We start from the raw sequence: 16802 nt of genomic DNA on the forward strand, positions 1-16802 counted from the left end.
TCACCCCCTCCTACTCGATTACTGCTCTATAGGACCATCATGAATCTCCAGATGGCTTTGCAAGTCTGTTTTCAATAATTCCAATGCTTCCGGATCAAGCTGATAATAGTACGCTCCCCCAAGAGTAGAATCCTGTCCTTCAAGCGTTTTAGATTCGATCGTAAGCCGATCTTTAATAGCAAATTGAACCAAATACTTCATTTCACCGAATGAAAGGTTCGTTTTCATATTAGATCCAATGGCGTCAAATACATCATCGTATTTAGTAAAAGAATCAACGGAAGCTGCTTTGCGGATCACGGATTTAATGATTTCCTGCTGGCGTTTACCGCGTTCGATGTCATTATCGATCTTTCTTGTACGGGCAAGGGCAAGTGCCTCTTCACCATTCAAGGTCTGCAATCCAGGTTCCAGGCTGATCGCACCTGCTCTGTCCTCGGAATCCTGTTCAGAGAATGAAAATGGAACATCCACTTCAATTCCGCCAAGAGCGTCGATCACTTCCATAAATGCCTGGAAATTCACGCGTGCATAATAATCGACAGGAATTTCAAAAAGGTTTTCCACTGTTTCAATGGTTGCTTTAGGCCCGCCGAAGGCATGGGCATGATTGATTCTTGTCTCATAATCAACTTCAGGAATATAAACATAAGAATCACGCGGGATACTCAATAATTTCGCTGTATGGTCTTCTTGGTTAACAGTCAGTAGCAGAAGAGCATCGGACCGGGAATTCTCCCCGAAATCACGCTTGGCGCTATCATCCACACCGATAATTAAGATTGAGAAGTTATCTTTATTTATTTTAACCGCTTCTTCACGATGCGGTGATTTCTCACGGCCCTCGATTTCTTCAAATGAAGCATTTGCTGTTCTCTTAACCTCACCATAAAAATGTGTTCCAAAAGCTGCAGCAGCAGTAGCCAAAAGCATAAGTGGAATCAAAATAACCATGGCAACCCGCCTCTTGCGCAGCTTTCTTCTTCTATTATTAAAAGAAATACCTTCTCTTGATCTATTAGACATTAAGTTTTCTCCTCTTTATAAGGTAGTAAAAGTGGTTAGGGTGGTGGCAAAGATAGTGGTATAGGCAGTGGTATGGGTGCCAGGTACCTAGACCAGTTATAGACCACTTTAAAATTTCCTGCATAAAACTTATTTTTACATACCCGCTATGAAAATATCAATAACAAATCATTAACAATAGTGTTACTAATTCACCTGATTTAGACAGTATTCTAGTGTATATCACAAAATTTTACAAAAATCAAATAAAGTAATTTGAAAAAAACGACATATATTTAACCTATTATGTTATAATATGACAAAATCTACAAAAGATTGCAGGAGGAATCAAAGCAGCAATGTACAAACGTATTTTCCTAGGAGTAACGATTCTTGTCGCAGCTTGTGTTATGGTGATTTCGATGGGCGGAACGGGGCTTGCAGCTTACCTGAAAGACATCCCTTCCAAGTACTCCTCGGAAATAAATTATTTAGTTGACCGCAATATTGTCACGGGTTATCCTAATCAAACCTTCAGGCCGGAGCTTGATGTTACAAGGGAAGAAGCGGCTACCATGATTGGCCGGGCTCTTAAGCTTGATGGGACGAAGCGTTCCACGTCCTTTCCGGATGTGAAAGCAGACTCGTACGCTTCAGGTTATATACAGTCAGCAGTTGAAGCTAATATTCTTACAGGCTATGAAGATGATACGTTCAAGCCGAAAGAGAAGATTACGAGAGGGGAAATGGCCTATCTTCTTAAAAGGGCATTTAACCTATCCGCTACAAGTAATGTATTTTTCTCGGATGTTGCCAAAAGCGGTGCACAATACAATGCCATTAATGCTGTCGTAACAGCAGGCATTGCGAACGGCTATCCAACTGGAAGCTATAAGCCGCTGAATCCGATCAACCGAATGGAATTCTCGTTATTGGTTGCCAGGGCGGTCAATCCGACTTTCAGGGTATCATCAGCTGAGTTGGTTCCAAAGGAAACAATGGTCGTAACAGCGGATTCCCTAAATGTACGCAGCGGTCCAGGCACTGAGTTTTCAGTAATCGGCGCATTGCCTCTTGGCACGAAAGTAACAACCTATTATTCTCATGGCGATTGGGTATATGCCTCTTCAGGAAGCTTAACAGGCTTTGTACATAGCGGGTATTTAACCGTTCCGAATGCGAAGAAAATTATTGCGATTGATCCAGGTCATGGAGGAAGTGATCCAGGGGCAATAGCGAACGGCATTTATGAAAAAGAATTGAATCTATCAGTTGGCTTAAAAGTAAGGAAGATCTTAGAAGACAAAGGCATCCAGGTTGTCATGACCCGCACGAACGATACATTTGTTTCACTGCAGGGGCGGATCGATTATGCGGTTAAAGCAAAAGCAGACTCGTTTGTCAGCATTCATGGAAATGCGAATACAAGCAGCTCTCCGAACGGGACTGAAACGTACTATAGTACAGCTGCTCTAAACACACGTGCGGAAAATAGCAAAAAGCTAGCTGGCTTTATCCAGGAAAGGCTTCATAAAGCTCTTGGAACAAATGACAGGGGAATTAAAGAAGCCGGGTTCCACGTTATCAATAAAAACCCGCTTCCATCCGTATTGGTTGAGTTAGGGTTCCTGACAAATGCAGGAGATGCTCAAAAGCTGTCATCAGATTACTATCGAAATAAAGCGGCTGAAGCCATTGCTTTAGGAATCGTAGATTATTATAATTGGAAGAACTAAAGAGAAACGGACTGAGGTCCGTTTCTTATTTTTAAATAGAGAGGATTCTACCCTATGAAAAGAATAATCTATGTATCTCTTTTTCTACTCCTCTTAATCGTCCCATTTCAAGTGGAAGGGGAAGAGCTGACAGAACGAGTCATCATTACCTTTGAAGGAGAGGTAGATGAAGCCCTTCTTAAGGAACACACAACAGAAATCCACCATATCTTTGATGAGCTTTCTGCTGCATCTGTGACAATCCCCTCCCAAAAGAAAGAAGAGCTTCTCGAAAAACAGAATGTGTTAAGACTGGATCCAGATTCGGTTGTGAAAACAAGCTCTCAAATATCTGACTGGGGTTATGTAAAAGTCAACGCCCCTTTATCGAAAAAATGGGGGTGGACTGGAGAAGGCATTAAAGTCGGAGTCATTGACACAGGCATCCGCACCAATCACCCGGACTTAAAGGTAGCAGGCGGAGTATCTTTTGTCGAAGGCAGCGATTCCTATAGTGATGACATGGGACATGGCACTCATGTAGCAGGCATCATTGGCGCGCAGGACAATAGCATCGGAGTTGTCGGTGTTGCCCCAGAAGCTGACATTTATGCGATTAAGGCTTTAGACAGTAAAGGCGAAGGCAATATTTCCGATATCATCGCTGCTATCGATTGGGCCATGGAACGAAAGATGGATATTATCAATTTAAGCGTCACATCCCCACAAGGCTCCTATTTATTAAGCCAGACACTGCAAAAGGCGTATAATCAGGACATAATCATTGTCGCCGCTTCTGGAAATTCCTTAACTCCTCTGACAGGCAGCCAGGATGTGTTATTCCCAGCGCGATACCCGACAGTGATTGGAGTAGGATCCATTAATAGAAATAACCAGAAATCATCCTTTGCTTATTATGGAGAATCACTTGAATTGGTTGCCCCGGGTGAAAAAATCCTCAGTACATACTCCGGTTATATAGATGGAGTCTATAAGGATTATACCTATGCAGATGGCACATCCATGGCCTCCCCGTTTGTAGCAGGCATTGCCGCATTATATAAACAGGCGTACCCTGAATTTACGAATGCGCAAATTAGAACGCTTATGCAGCAATCCGCTGTCGACCTTGGTATAAAAGGCAAGGACAATAGTTACGGCTATGGCCTGGTACAGCCGCCGTTTGAGGTAAAAGGGGAAGCATTCGTCAGTTCTTTCCCGGATATTAAAAATAGTGCCTGGTATGCAAAAGAAATCGAGTTCCTATATGAAAATGACATTATAACCGGCTATCCAGATGGCAGCTTTGTGCCGCAAAATCCGGTTACAAGGGCAGAAGCGGTAACAATGATCGGAAAAGCAATGGATCTCCCAGGTGAGCTAAGCAAAACCGTCTTTTCGGATGTACCTGAAAACAATTTTGCATCCGGCTATATCAAAAGCGCTACAGATGCCAAATTAGTGGGAGGCTTCCCCGATGATACCTTTAAGCCGAAATCACCAATCACAAGAGCGGATGTGGCGGTCATTCTGAAAAGAGCCTACGGATATCAAGCGGACTACTCAAAATTATTTACGGACGTTATGAGTGAAAAATATTACTTCGAGAGCGTTCATTCCATTCTCACTGCAGGAATCACGAACGGCTATCCAGATGGAACGTTTAAACCAGCTGAAAGCATCTCCAGAGCAGAGTTTGCCGTATTCTTAGCAAGGGCACTGGACGAGAGTTATAGAATAATAGAAGAAAAGTAAAAAAGGAAGCAGCGTTTGCTGCTTCCTTTTTATTAATCCAATGCGCGGTATAGGAATGTAGAGAATTCCGCACGTGAAGTTTGGTTAGATGCGCGGAAGGTTTGATCTGTATATCCGCCAGTAATTTGATTAACTGAAAGTTTTTGAATCGCATCGTATGCCCAATGCTCTGCATCTAAATCAGAGTATGAAGCGGTTTGACCATTGTTCTGAAGCTTGAATACCCGTACAAATAATGCAGCAATTTCCGCGCGGCTAATAGGTTCATCCGGCTTAAATTTATTGCCGTCATATCCGCCAAAGTAGTTCTTTTCAGTTGCGGCCATGATATATTTATATGCCCAATGGGATGATGATACATCACTATAGGAAGAACTTGAACTTCCTGAGTATGTAAGATTAAAAGTTTCACTCAGCATTTTAGCTGCTTCCGAACGCTTAATGGTTCTTTCAGGAAGGAATAGTCCCCCATCATATCCGTTGATAATGCCTTGTTTACTAAGTGTAGCAATAGGCGTTACTGCCCAATAGGTTTTAGGAACATCATGGTATTCTCCTGGAGCAAGCTCTGCTACCTTAACTTCCTCAAGCACTCGGCGTGCGCCTGCATAACGGCTGCCCCAATAATAGGGATCATTGATAGAATCAATCTTTACTCCTTTGGAACTTGTTGCTGAAATAAATTGATTACTTCCTATGTATATACCAGCGTGAGAAACACCTGATTTATATGTATCTTTAAAATAAACAATATCCCCAGCCTTAAGATCGGCTTTTTTAACAGCTGTACCTGCCTTAGCCTGTTCTGCTGCAGTCCTTGGAAGCTTTACGTCGACCTTGTTAAAAACATATCCTATATAACCTGAACAATCGAAACCGGATGGTGTGGTGCCCCCGAATTTATATGGTACTCCGATATAATCCTTCGCCAGTCTTACAACCTGTTCACCTGAAGTTTCTGCCTTAGCTTGTCCACTAGTTGTAAAACCGGAAAAAGCTAAAAGAGCAACTGCCAGGCAAAATAGTAATCTTTTTAACATATTTCGCCTCCTCATACATTTTAACCCGTAATTTATCTAAACTGATTGTACCACTCAGCTTGTTTTTTGAATTTTACATTTATGTAACAAAATAGTTCATATTCCATGGTTTAATTACACAAAAACCTATAAATCTGTAAAAATACCTAAATATTTCTTCTTAGTACTTGAGTAATTATGACAATACATGATAAATTAGTAATAGTTTCCTGTTGAATTTTTTCTATTATTGGTTAAAATTAGATTAACAAGTAAGTTAATCCAAGCAATGAAAGATTATCCAATAAAGAAAAATATTGACTAGGATATTGTTGTCAATTATACTAAATCCTGTATTGTTTGATTAACTTGTGTTTAACACTTGTTTTACTAGTATTAGAGAGCTGTAGGGAAATAAAAATACATAAATCCGGAAGAAGTGTTCTTAAAGAATGGCAATCTGGTGATCTATGGGGCTCTAAAGCTGGTGAAAAACTAAGATATATAAAGGGAGGAAATGTGATTTATGGCTTACCAATCTAAAAATCACCGTAAATTTTTAGCAACTTCTTTAACAGCAGCTATGGTTGCTACTGCAGTTGCTCCAGCAGCTGGATTCGCAGCAGAAGTATCTTTCCCAGACGTTTCTGATAGTCACTGGGCAAAAGACGCAATTTCATATCTTGTAGGAAAAGGTGCTCTTGAAGGGCGTCCAGATGGCAACTTCGATCCATCTGCAAGCATCACTCGTGGTGAAGCAGCAAAGATCCTTGCTATCTCTCTAGGACTTGAAATTGATGAAGACGCAAAAGCAAGCTTCAAAGATATCCCAACTAACCACTGGGCTTCTAAGTATGTTGCTGCTATCGAAAACCAAACTAAAGATGTAATCAATGGTTACACTGATGGTACTTTCAAAGTAAACGACAGCATCACTCGTCAAGAAATGGCGAAAATGATTGCAACTGCTTACGGTCTTGAGTTTGACGAAGATGCAGTTATTACTGACTTCTCAGACAACACTAGCTGGGGTGCAGATACAATTAACACTCTTGTAAGCCTTGGTATTGTTGAAGGTTTACCAGGTGGTAAATTCGGTACTCAACAAGACGTAACTCGTGCGCAAACTGCTGTGTTTGTACACCGTGCAGAAGTTGAAGGTGTACGTGTTGAAGTAGAAAAGAAATATGTTGCTCCTGAAGTTGTTTCTTCTGCAGCAGTTGCTGATAACAAAGTTGTTGTAACTTTCAACACAGAAATTAAGGATGTTGACCATACTAATTTCTCATTAACTGGTGATAAAGCTGTAACTAAAGCAGAGTTAAGCTCTGATAAAAAGAGTGTTACTCTAACATTAAACTCTAGTCTTGTAGACGGTTACGAATATACTGTTACTGCTACTGGAATTGTCAGTGCTAAAGGACTTGCAGCTGAAGGTTCTTTAAAAACTACTTTAAAGTATGAAATTGCTAAAGTAGGAAAGCCAACATTGTCTAAGCGTACATTTGAGCCTGGCCAAAATGTGAAGAGTGCTGTTGTAGTTAAGGATGAAGCTGGTAAGACTATTAGTGCTGATCTTTATAAGATCACAGGAATTGATGTTTCTGTTGCAGGTGTCTTAGACGAGAACGGTAAAGTCTTAAATAATGAAACATCAGCTAATGTACGTGTAACGGTTACTATGTACACTGGTGAAGTTATTACTGGTGACTACGAAACTATCACTGTAACTCCTGTTGCTTTAAACACAGATATGGTTAAGGCAGCATTCACAGAAAGAAAAAATGCTGTACATGCTCAACGTACATCTGTTGATACAAAATTAGCTGTCAATGAAACAGATTCTTTATATGTTTATACAAAGGATGCAAAAGGAAATCCTGAAGATGATTTCTTAGATTTACAAGACAGCTATAAAGTTAAAAATTTAACTCCTACTGTAATTGATGTAGTGGATGTTAACACTGATGGTACACTAAGCGTTAAAGGTTTAAAAGTTGGTGAAGCCAAACTAGAGATCACACACTCTAATGGCTTTAAAGAAGTTGTTAGTTTTGATGTAGTAAAAGCTAACAATGCTTATGCTGATTTAGCAGTAGCTCCAGTTTCAGGTCAACTTATCAAAGCTAACTCTGTTAATGGGACAGACTTTGAAGAAGATGTAGACCAAAAAACTATTGATATCGGTTGGATAGACCAAGATGGGGATGTAACTGCTGTTGATTTCACTGGAGCATCTACAGAACTTCTACCAACTGCAAAGCAGACTTTAACAACTGGTGACCTAGCTCAAGAAGGCGATAAGCTAGTTGTTTCTACACAAAGTGACGCTGTTACTTTTGCTGTTGATGAAGATGGGGATATTCAAATCCAAACAAAAAATAATGTTAAAGCGCAAAACGTAAAAGTAACAATTTCTTACTTTAAAGCTGGTGCAACATCTGCAACTACTACTAAAACTGTAAATGTTGCCATTAAAGATACAAATGCTGTTCACGCTAAATATGCTGTTGAACAAGTAGGATCTTTAGATGCAGAATCAGAAGATACTCATGAAGTGTCATTCAAAGTGTATTCCTTAGATTCTAAGGGCACTAAAATTGATGATGTAACAGAAGAAACAACATTCGAATTTGTAGGCTCATTACCAGCAAATGTTGATCACTGGATCGGTGAAGTTTCTGATAACACTGTTGGATTCGATGAAGCAAGCAAAGCAGAAAACCTTCTAAACTATAATGGATCTTTCAAGTTGGAGTACACAGTAGGTTCAACTGATCCAGATGGTGAATTCACAGTTGACTTTACAAATACAAAAGATATCCAGAAGTCAGCAAAAGTTAGCACTTCTCCAGTTGTTGTTGATGTAAATGATTCATCAGTGACTGTTAATGAGTTAGTATTTGGGAAAGCTTCTGAAAGCGAGTTGCTTGTTGATAGCGAAGGTTTTGCTTTTGGAGTGCGTGTTAATGAAGATGGATATAAGTACAACAAGCCTATTGTAAGTGTATTAAGCAAGTCTAATGCTGCCTTAACTCAAGGTGCAAATGTTTACGGCATTACAGCTCCAGATTACGCAACTGATGTAATCGAGTATGCATTTGATGATACTCAAGGTGTAGATTTCGAATACCGTATTGTAAATGCATCTTCTAATCTTTCTAATGATGCGGGTAAATTATCAGTTACTAGCGGAAGCAAAGCTACGTTCCAACTTGTAATTGATGCAATTTATATGGAAGATGAGACTCGTGAAGATAGCCTAAAAACTAAAGAAGCTAATCTTTTAGCTGAACCAGTTATCGTAGACGTAACTTTAACAAAGTAAATAATAAAAAGGATGACTCATTTTTGAGTCATCCTTTTTTGTATTAAAATTGTATTCTTGCTAGTATTAATATTCTTTTAATTAGGACATTTGGAGACCTTTTACGCTATAAAGTTGTTTAAATATATAAATTTATCTCTTTGTATAAATATAAAAAATTTTAGAACAGATACTTTTAAAAAATATCCAATTTTATGTAAAACTTCCTTTTATTTCATTGGTATTTTTAGTATAGTAATAAAGAACTATTAACTTAGTGAAATACTTAGTATGAAGGGAGTGTGCTTAATGAATTTTAAGAAATTCACCAGCTTGATCCTCGTGTTTCTTTTAGTTTTTTCTACTTACACGCCAGTTATGGCAGAAAAACTATCAGACATCAAGGGTCACTGGGCGGAGGAACAAATTGAATCTTCAATTGAAGAGGGACTTGTGGAGGGTTACCCGAATGGGACTTTCCGTCCGAATGGAACAATTACTAGAGCGGAGTTTATAACTATAGTAAATCGCAAGTTTGATTATACTGAAAAGGCTACAGTTGGCTTTCCGGATGTGAAGGCTGACGATTGGTATGCAGATGCCATTTCGGTGGCAATGGAAGCTGGTTACATTGACGGATTTGATGATGGTACGATGAGGCCAAAAAGTCCTATTACTAGACAAGAGGCAGCAGTAATTCTAGCAAGAATTCTAGATCTGCCAGAGAATACAGGAGATGCTGAAGTTTTTAAGGATAGTATTCCTGAGTGGAGTAAAGGCAGTATTGGAGCAGTTGCTTCTAAAGGTTTAATGGAAGGTTTCCCTGGCGCTAAGTTTGAGCCTAAGAAGGCAATTACTCGTGCGGAGTCTATTGTTACCTTAAACCGTGTGCCTTCTGAAACGATTACATATGATAAAGCAGGAGTTTATGGCCCGAAAAGTGGTTCTGAAACTATAAAAGGTGATGTCAAAGTGACTACTGATGGAGTTGTTTTGCAAAACCTGGTTATTAAAGGGGACCTCCTTGTAGCAGCAAGTGTAGGTGAAGGCGATGTAAACTTTAATAATGTAGTAGTTGAAGGAACAACCAGAGTTTATGGCGGTGGAGAGAATAGTATTCACGTTAACAATTCCACTTTAAATAAGTTAATTGTTGATAAAGAGAATGATAAGGTCCGTGTTGTAGTTACTGGTACAACAAGTGTAATAGAGGTAACTGTTAAATCTGGTGCAAAACTGGAGGAAAGCAAGCTAACAGGTAAAGGCTTTAATAACATCTCTGTTGAAGCACCAGAAAGTTCTATTGTTATTTTTGATGGAGAATTTGAATCTGTAGTAATTAACTCTAGCGACGTTACAATTAATTTGCCTTCGGGTGCCTCTGTAAAAATTTTGACAATTAATAAGAAAGCAGCTGTAAAAGGAAATGGAACTATTGAAGAAGCGAATGTGAATGCAGATGGTGTTAAATTGGACATCAACCCAAGAAAGTTAAATGTGAAGGCAGGAGTTCAGAATCCTGGCGGAACAACCACCGGGGGTGGAGGAGAAGTTACATATACCCCACCATCAACAGAACAACCCGATGATGAAGCTGGTGAAGATCCGATAAGGATCATAAATATCGAGGATATGGTAGAAACAGTATCCTTGGGTGACGAAGTTGTATTGCCGGCTACTGTTAGCGCAAGGATGAGTGATAACACTCAAGCGGATAAGCAGATTACCTGGAGTGGAAAAGCTTTCACAAATGATATCGGTACTTTTGAGTACGAAGGTGTTGTTGAGGGTTACAATAGAGTCGTTAAATATACTTTAACGGTTGAATTAACTGGCTATTCGGAGAATGAAGATGGAACAATTGCATATGTAAGCAATACGGCAGCTGCAGAACATGCCGAGAATGTAATTACAGTGGAAGAAGTGGTAATAAAGGGCAGCTTTAGTCTTCCGTTAAATTATTCACTTCCTGTAACAGTCGACACTGATAATGTAACGGTCAATTTACAAAACAGTACACTAGTTAAAGTTACTGTTGCCGCAGATAATGTTACTTTGAAAAATGGGACTATCAATGAAATCGTATATGGAGAGGATATCCAATCGATTACATTAGAAAATATTCTCGATGCTTCAACAACCAAGCATGTTTTTAGTCATGATGTTAGTGAGATTAACTTGTTAGGTACGACTGATTTATCTGGAGATATTTATTTGCAAGGTGGCTCTGTTGTTCTTGATGGAGATGGCGAAATTAGCGGGATTGTAAGGGTAGACACAACGCAGCCTGTTACTATTTCATTAACAGTAGCAACAGTTATTGTTAATGCAGAAAATGCGACTATTAATCTTACAGATCATATTGAAAATATGATTGTCCGCCAAAATGCAACTGTAAATCTAGGCAGTGGAGCAACAATCACGAATCCTGAAAAGCGATCTGGAGTTATCGTAACAGTAAATACGGATGTGTCATTCCAGGTCTCCACGATGCGGGCACAGACTGCATCGACTCTTAATTTTGCAGAGGTATTAGACACAGTAGACTTGGAGCGTTATATTCACGTAGCCGGAAACTTTACAGAAGCAGCTGAGCCAGGCGATCTTGATGGGCAGTTCCCGCAGTCTGCAATTGATGCTCTGTCACAAGCGAAAACAAATGCTGGATCAAAACTGCAGGAAATTAAGAATTCATCAGGCGATCTGGCAATGAAGCAATCCAATATTGACTCAGAATCAGTACAATTAGCTGAAGCATTAACTCAATTTGGTAAATCAAGAATCTTCCTGGATACTACTTCCCTGCGCAATAAGCTTCGGGCTATGGAACAGTTATTAGCACGTACTGCTATTGGCGAAACACATGGACACGTACCTGAAGATGCATATAATGCGTTTAAAACGATCGTTGAAGAAGTAAAAACAGCTTTTCTGACAGGGTTAACGGAAGCTCAGGTTAATGCCGAAGTTCAAAAGCTGGAGGAAGCACATGTGGCTTTCCAAGAAGCGTATATTGAGCTTCCTTTCTTTGATCCGGATTCTTCCACAATTGAAGGGCTAGTCAGTTTTAACTTAACAGATCCAGAAGAAAGGTTTACTGATTTCTCAAACTTCAAAGTGCTTGAAACTGAGGGTAATGCTTCATATTATTCGGAAACTGGATGGTCCATTGGAGGCCGTGAGGAAGATAATTGGAGAACAATGGAAGTCCTTGTGCTTAACCATCATTCTGTAAACCTGAATGAAGTCGATAAGGTTTACTATACAGTAGCAACAAACAAGCATATTTATACTGGAACCTTCACGATTGATCAATTCCTTGATGAAAGTGAAATTACACTAACACCAGTGAGTGAAACCACGGGTAAGGTGAACGTTAGTATTCCTTCTGCAGGGGGTGACTTTAATCTAGCTGGACTAGTTGCTACCAGAACGGATGAGAACCTTGAGGATCAATGGGTGGAAACAAATGAAATTGCCCAAACAACCAATCTTCCAATAGGGGACTATACTATTGAAGTTTACGGATATGATGATGAACACGAATACATTTTAAAGAAAGATATTCAAGTAACTGAAGGGGATAATCCTGTTATCTTCCCGGAAAGTGATATGGAAAGCGTTACATTAAACTATGAAAACTTTACGGGTTGGAATCTGAAGCCTCATCAGTATAGGCCAAACGATTCAAGGCTGCGTTATTTCCATCGTTATGAAGAAGAGGAGAGAGAGGTCAATTCATCCTTAAAATTAACCAATAAATACGATGGATTAACTGTTGGATATTATGCTAACCATCCAGAAAGAGATGGTGAACAATGGCGTTATCAAGTTCGAATCTCAGATGAGCAGTTGGCTGAGAATGCAGAGATCACTTCTACACCGCACTTTGAATTTAATGTCGAAAAGCATCAGCCAGCATTAACTGTTATTAATCCAACAGCCCCACTTTATAGTTATTTCAACATTAATATTATAAATGAGTTTGGTCATGTACTGCAGGATCTGTATTTCTACCATGATTATTCTTATTTGGAGTATGGCGGAGAAGTTTCTATTAAAGATGCCAGCGGCACGGTTAAGTCGAAAAAGGTGGACAATATCTGGCGCTATGGGGTGCTGTCGGTTAATGATATTTTCCCGGGAGCAACCGGGCAATTAGAAATCACTTTCTCTTTGAAAGATACACCTTTCCTAATTCCAGACAAAAAAATAAATGTAACTATAGCTGAATAAACAGAAGAAGCTGACCACTCTGGTCAGCTTCTTCTGTTTATTTGCTAATAAAATATTCCACCAAATACTCCGCCCAAACTTCATGTCCTTTTTCACTTGGCTGGCTATTATTGCTTGATAAGTATTCCTTCATTTCCTGGCTAGTTTGATCTGGCCATGCAGTCCAGTGATCGAGGTAGGTGATGTTATTTTGTTCAGCGAATTGTTTTAAGTTTTCCACTTGTACCGGATAAAATGTTGCGTTGTACAGCGGGTGAGGCGGCTGCAGGATAAACGTTAAGTTAGGATTGGAATCCTTAGTATCACTAATGATAGTATCTACATTTAACAAGGAGTCTTCTATGGTTACAACTCCATTATCTTTTAATGTGAAAGGCTCAAGAATGACAAGATCCGCTTTTTCTGCTATTAATTCTTGTTGTGTATCTTCATTTATATATTCCAACGAATTGAGGTCATGGCTGCTGATTTTCACATCGATAGTAGATTCACCATAAGCTTCCATTAACTCCGCTTTTAGCAGCTCTGGCCATGAATTAGCGCCTTCTCCTAATGCTTCAGAGCCAACAATGTGTATCTTAAGCGGCTTTTTTTCTTCAATTCGCTTCTTTAGCAGCTCTTGACTCTCTTTTGGCCAGTTAGCAGCAAGTTTTAAAATCCCGGCAGATGCAGTATTGGTTTCCTGGTCTGCCACTTCTGTTTTGCTTTCGGCTGCCTCTGGTTTAATAACTGCGGTTTTTTCCTTCCAGTGCAAATTACCTAATATTAAAATTACTACACAGCCAATGGCTAATATAGTAGTAAAGAATGCCTTCAATTTATTGCCTCCTATATAAATAGAATAAATGAAACTAGTTCTATTATAAATTATGACAAGTTCCAGTAAAAAAAACAACAGCATTTGACAGAAAACTCCATGATACTTATATCTTAGAGAGAAAAAAAGTATATATAATGAAGTAAAAATGATAGGTCTAAAATCTCATTTTGTATAATATGGAAGAATTGGGTTTGGAAAGTGTAATATGGGGAACAAGGTATAAGAAGGCGTATGTATTAGTAGCTGAGACGGAATTATAAATTAATATTACATATAATTTTGTGGTCAGAAAATAATGGATTTGTTTTAGGTCTTTAAAATATGTAACGAAATTGTTATAGTTTAAAGCGTTGTGCTCTTAAAAACTAAATTTAAAAATGATATTTTAATATTAGCACTAGACAATTGATTCATTTTGGAAATAGTACCAGTTCAATCCAATGTAATTTATTCCAATGGATGAAATAATCTTCTAATTTTTGTAAAACTATTGTTAAATAAGGGATAGGGTATATTTTGTAGCCTAATTCTTATATATAATGACAAATTTGACCAATAATCGAGCAATTTTGTGCTATAATACTATCAGCTTTTACCCACTTTTATTCAGGAGGAAACCATGGAGGAAACAATTAGTTTAAAAGAATTACTGGGAACGTTAAGGAAAAGAGCCATGCTCATCCTTTCCATAACTCTTGCTGCTGTTTTAACCAGTGCAATCATTAGCTTTTACTTTTTAACTCCCGTCTACCAAACTTCGACACAGCTTCTTGTCAACCAAGCCAAAAATGAACAGCCTGTATACAACCCAGGTGAAATCCAAACCAATTTGCAGTTAATCAATACCTATAATGTAATCATAAAGAGTCCTGCTATTTTGGATTTGGTTATTAAGGAGTTAAATTTAGAATTAACGACTGATCAATTGAATAATAAGATAACAGTAGGAAGCCAAAAGGATTCTCAGGTAGTGGGGATTACAGTAGAGGACACAGATCCGCAGCGTGCAGCTGATATTGCAAACACCACAGCAAATGTTTTTCACAGTGAAATAAAGAAAATCATGAACATTGATAACGTGAGTATTCTTGCAAAAGCTGAAGTGAAAGAAAACATGTCACCGGTAAAACCACAGCCTCTATTAAATATTGCGATTGCAATGGTTGTTGGTTTAATGATCGGAGTTGGCTTAGCGTTCCTGCTTGAGTACTTTGATAACACACTTAAAGATGAACAGGACATTGAAAAGCATCTTGGTGTTCCTCTGCTTGGTGTTATCTCGATTATTGAAGAACCGAAGGGCCAAAGAAGCGCAAACAGGTCGGTTGATGGTGTGAAGCGGGCAAGAGGTGAGAACGTTGTTTAATAGAAGACAAAAAAAAGTGTTAAGGAATAGCAACAAACGCAGCTTAATAACCATAACGGAACCGAAAGCCCCGGTATCAGAACAATTCCGGACTGTAAGGACAAATATACAGTTCTCATCAGTTGATAAGGAAATGAAGTCGCTGCTGGTCACCTCGTCTGGACCTGGTGAAGGGAAGTCTACTACGGTTTCTAACCTGGCAGTTGTATTTGCCGGTCAAGATAAAAAGGTATTACTGGTAGATGCAGATTTACGAAAGCCAACTGTCCATTATACTTTTGATCTTAATAATATTACTGGACTAACAAACGTTTTAACAAAACGTACGTCACTTGACAGTGCCTATTCAGAAACAAAGGTGCCTAACCTTTACGTGATGTCCAGCGGCCCAATTCCGCCCAACCCAGCTGAGTTGCTAGGGTCAAAGTCCATGCTAGAATTTCTCGAAGAAGCTTATAAAGAGTTTGACCTGGTACTGTTTGATACACCGCCAGTTTTGGCAGTAGCCGATGCGCAAATATTGGCTAATCAGTGTGAAGGCAGTATGCTGGTTGTCAGAAGCGGAGATACGGAAATCGAACAGGCGGCTAAGGCGAAAGATCTTCTCCTTTCTACAAAAAGTAAATTCCTTGGCGTTGTTTTAAACAGCAAAAAGATGGAAGAATCTCAGTACTACTACTATTACGGTAAGAAGTGACCTTTTTCGACAAAAACCACCTCTTTACCCTATTAAAGTAATAGTTTAAGCTTAAAAAGACCTATATATTTAGCAGTTTATTGGAAGAGGTGTTAGCGATGATTGACATACATTGTCATATTTTGCCGGGTATTGATGACGGCTCAAAGCATATGAGTGAAACCTTATCAATGGCCCAAAAAGCTGTTGAGGAAGGGATCGACACAATTATCGCTACACCTCACCATAAAAACGGGCAATATGAAAATATTAAATCAGAAATAATAGAACAGGTTGCAGATGTGAATTTGGCACTTGCAGATCAAGGTATAGCCCTAAAGGTTATTCCGGGGCAGGAAACCCGTATTTTCGGAGAATTTATTGAAGAATATGAATCTGGAAAGATCCTAACTTTAGCAGATTCACAGTATGTATTCGTAGAACTTCCTTCAGGTCATGTGCCAAGATACACAGAGCAGCTGTTGTTCGATATTCAATTGAAGGGATTAACACCGATTATTGTTCATCCCGAGCGGAATTCCCAATTTATTGAGCACCCTGATTTGTTATATAAGTTTGTGAAAAAAGGTACATTAACACAGGTGACAGCATCAAGCTTGTGTGGTTATTTTGGAAAAAAGATTAAAGCATTTTCCCAGCAGTTAATTGAATCAAATCTAACTCACTTTATCGCATCCGATGCTCATAACGTGAAAAATAGAACTTTCAAAATGGCAGAAGCCTTTGATCTGATTGATTCAAAGTATGGGCCTGATATGGTTTATCTTTTTACAGAGAATGCTGAACTTTTAGTAGAAAATAGTAATGTGATGAGGGAAGTGCCGGAACCGGTTAAGAGGAAGAAGTTTCTGGGGATTTTTTAAGAAGAAATTTAGTCGTGCT

General features: G+C 39.0%; 10 protein-coding genes. 7 read left to right on the forward strand and 3 right to left on the reverse strand.

The window, feature by feature from the left end; translation table 11 throughout:
• Nucleotides 1-18 precede the first annotated feature (18 nt).
• Complete coding sequence (locus tag J7I93_RS13515; RefSeq protein WP_214726390.1) at nucleotides 19-1026, reverse strand: LCP family protein; 1008 nt, start codon at nucleotides 1024-1026, stop codon at nucleotides 19-21.
• Between the two features lie 338 nt (nucleotides 1027-1364).
• On the opposite strand from J7I93_RS13515, the gene J7I93_RS13520 reads away from it, so the two are divergent.
• A complete protein-coding gene (locus J7I93_RS13520; protein ID WP_214726391.1) occupies nucleotides 1365-2741 on the forward strand; it encodes an N-acetylmuramoyl-L-alanine amidase in 1377 nt (458 codons plus the stop codon).
• 54 nt (nucleotides 2742-2795) lie between these two features.
• Complete coding sequence (locus J7I93_RS13525) at nucleotides 2796-4475, forward strand: S8 family peptidase (RefSeq protein WP_214726392.1); 1680 nt, start codon at nucleotides 2796-2798, stop codon at nucleotides 4473-4475.
• Nucleotides 4476-4507: 32 nt separating this feature from the next.
• Here the strand turns inward: J7I93_RS13525 and J7I93_RS13530 are convergent, their stop codons facing one another.
• Entirely contained in the window at nucleotides 4508-5515 is a 1008-nt protein-coding gene (locus tag J7I93_RS13530; protein ID WP_214726393.1) for a C40 family peptidase, read from the reverse strand.
• A 505-nt stretch (nucleotides 5516-6020) separates the two neighbouring features.
• On the opposite strand from J7I93_RS13530, the gene J7I93_RS13535 reads away from it, so the two are divergent.
• Nucleotides 6021-8822, forward strand: coding sequence for an S-layer homology domain-containing protein (locus J7I93_RS13535; protein WP_214726394.1), 2802 nt, complete (start codon nucleotides 6021-6023; stop codon nucleotides 8820-8822).
• A gap of 288 nt (nucleotides 8823-9110) precedes the next feature.
• A complete protein-coding gene (locus tag J7I93_RS13540; RefSeq protein ID WP_214726395.1) occupies nucleotides 9111-13037 on the forward strand; it encodes an S-layer homology domain-containing protein in 3927 nt (1308 codons plus the stop codon).
• A gap of 37 nt (nucleotides 13038-13074) precedes the next feature.
• Here J7I93_RS13540 and J7I93_RS13545 read toward each other — a convergent pair whose 3' ends face one another.
• The gene (locus J7I93_RS13545) at nucleotides 13075-13854 is read right to left on the reverse strand and encodes an SGNH/GDSL hydrolase family protein (protein ID WP_214726396.1); all 780 of its coding nucleotides are present in this window, start codon (nucleotides 13852-13854) and stop codon (nucleotides 13075-13077) included.
• Between the two features lie 622 nt (nucleotides 13855-14476).
• On the opposite strand from J7I93_RS13545, the gene J7I93_RS13550 reads away from it, so the two are divergent.
• The 3 genes from J7I93_RS13550 (at nucleotide 14477) to J7I93_RS13560 (ending at nucleotide 16783) form a co-directional block, all read left to right on the forward strand.
• The gene (locus J7I93_RS13550) at nucleotides 14477-15223 is read left to right on the forward strand and encodes a YveK family protein (protein ID WP_214726397.1); all 747 of its coding nucleotides are present in this window, start codon (nucleotides 14477-14479) and stop codon (nucleotides 15221-15223) included.
• Nucleotides 15216-15920 carry a CpsD/CapB family tyrosine-protein kinase gene (locus tag J7I93_RS13555; protein ID WP_214726398.1) on the forward strand — a complete coding sequence of 235 codons (705 nt, stop codon included), beginning with the start codon at nucleotides 15216-15218 and terminating at the stop codon, nucleotides 15918-15920. The genes J7I93_RS13550 and J7I93_RS13555 overlap by 8 nt, the downstream gene beginning before the upstream one ends.
• 98 nt (nucleotides 15921-16018) lie before the next feature.
• Entirely contained in the window at nucleotides 16019-16783 is a 765-nt protein-coding gene (locus tag J7I93_RS13560) for a tyrosine-protein phosphatase (RefSeq protein WP_214726399.1), read from the forward strand.
• Nucleotides 16784-16802: the final 19 nt, after the last annotated feature.

Origin of the sequence: Bacillus sp. ISL-47 (assembly GCF_018613175.1) — a bacterium.
Taxonomy (GTDB): Bacteria; Bacillota; Bacilli; order Bacillales; family Cytobacillaceae; genus Cytobacillus.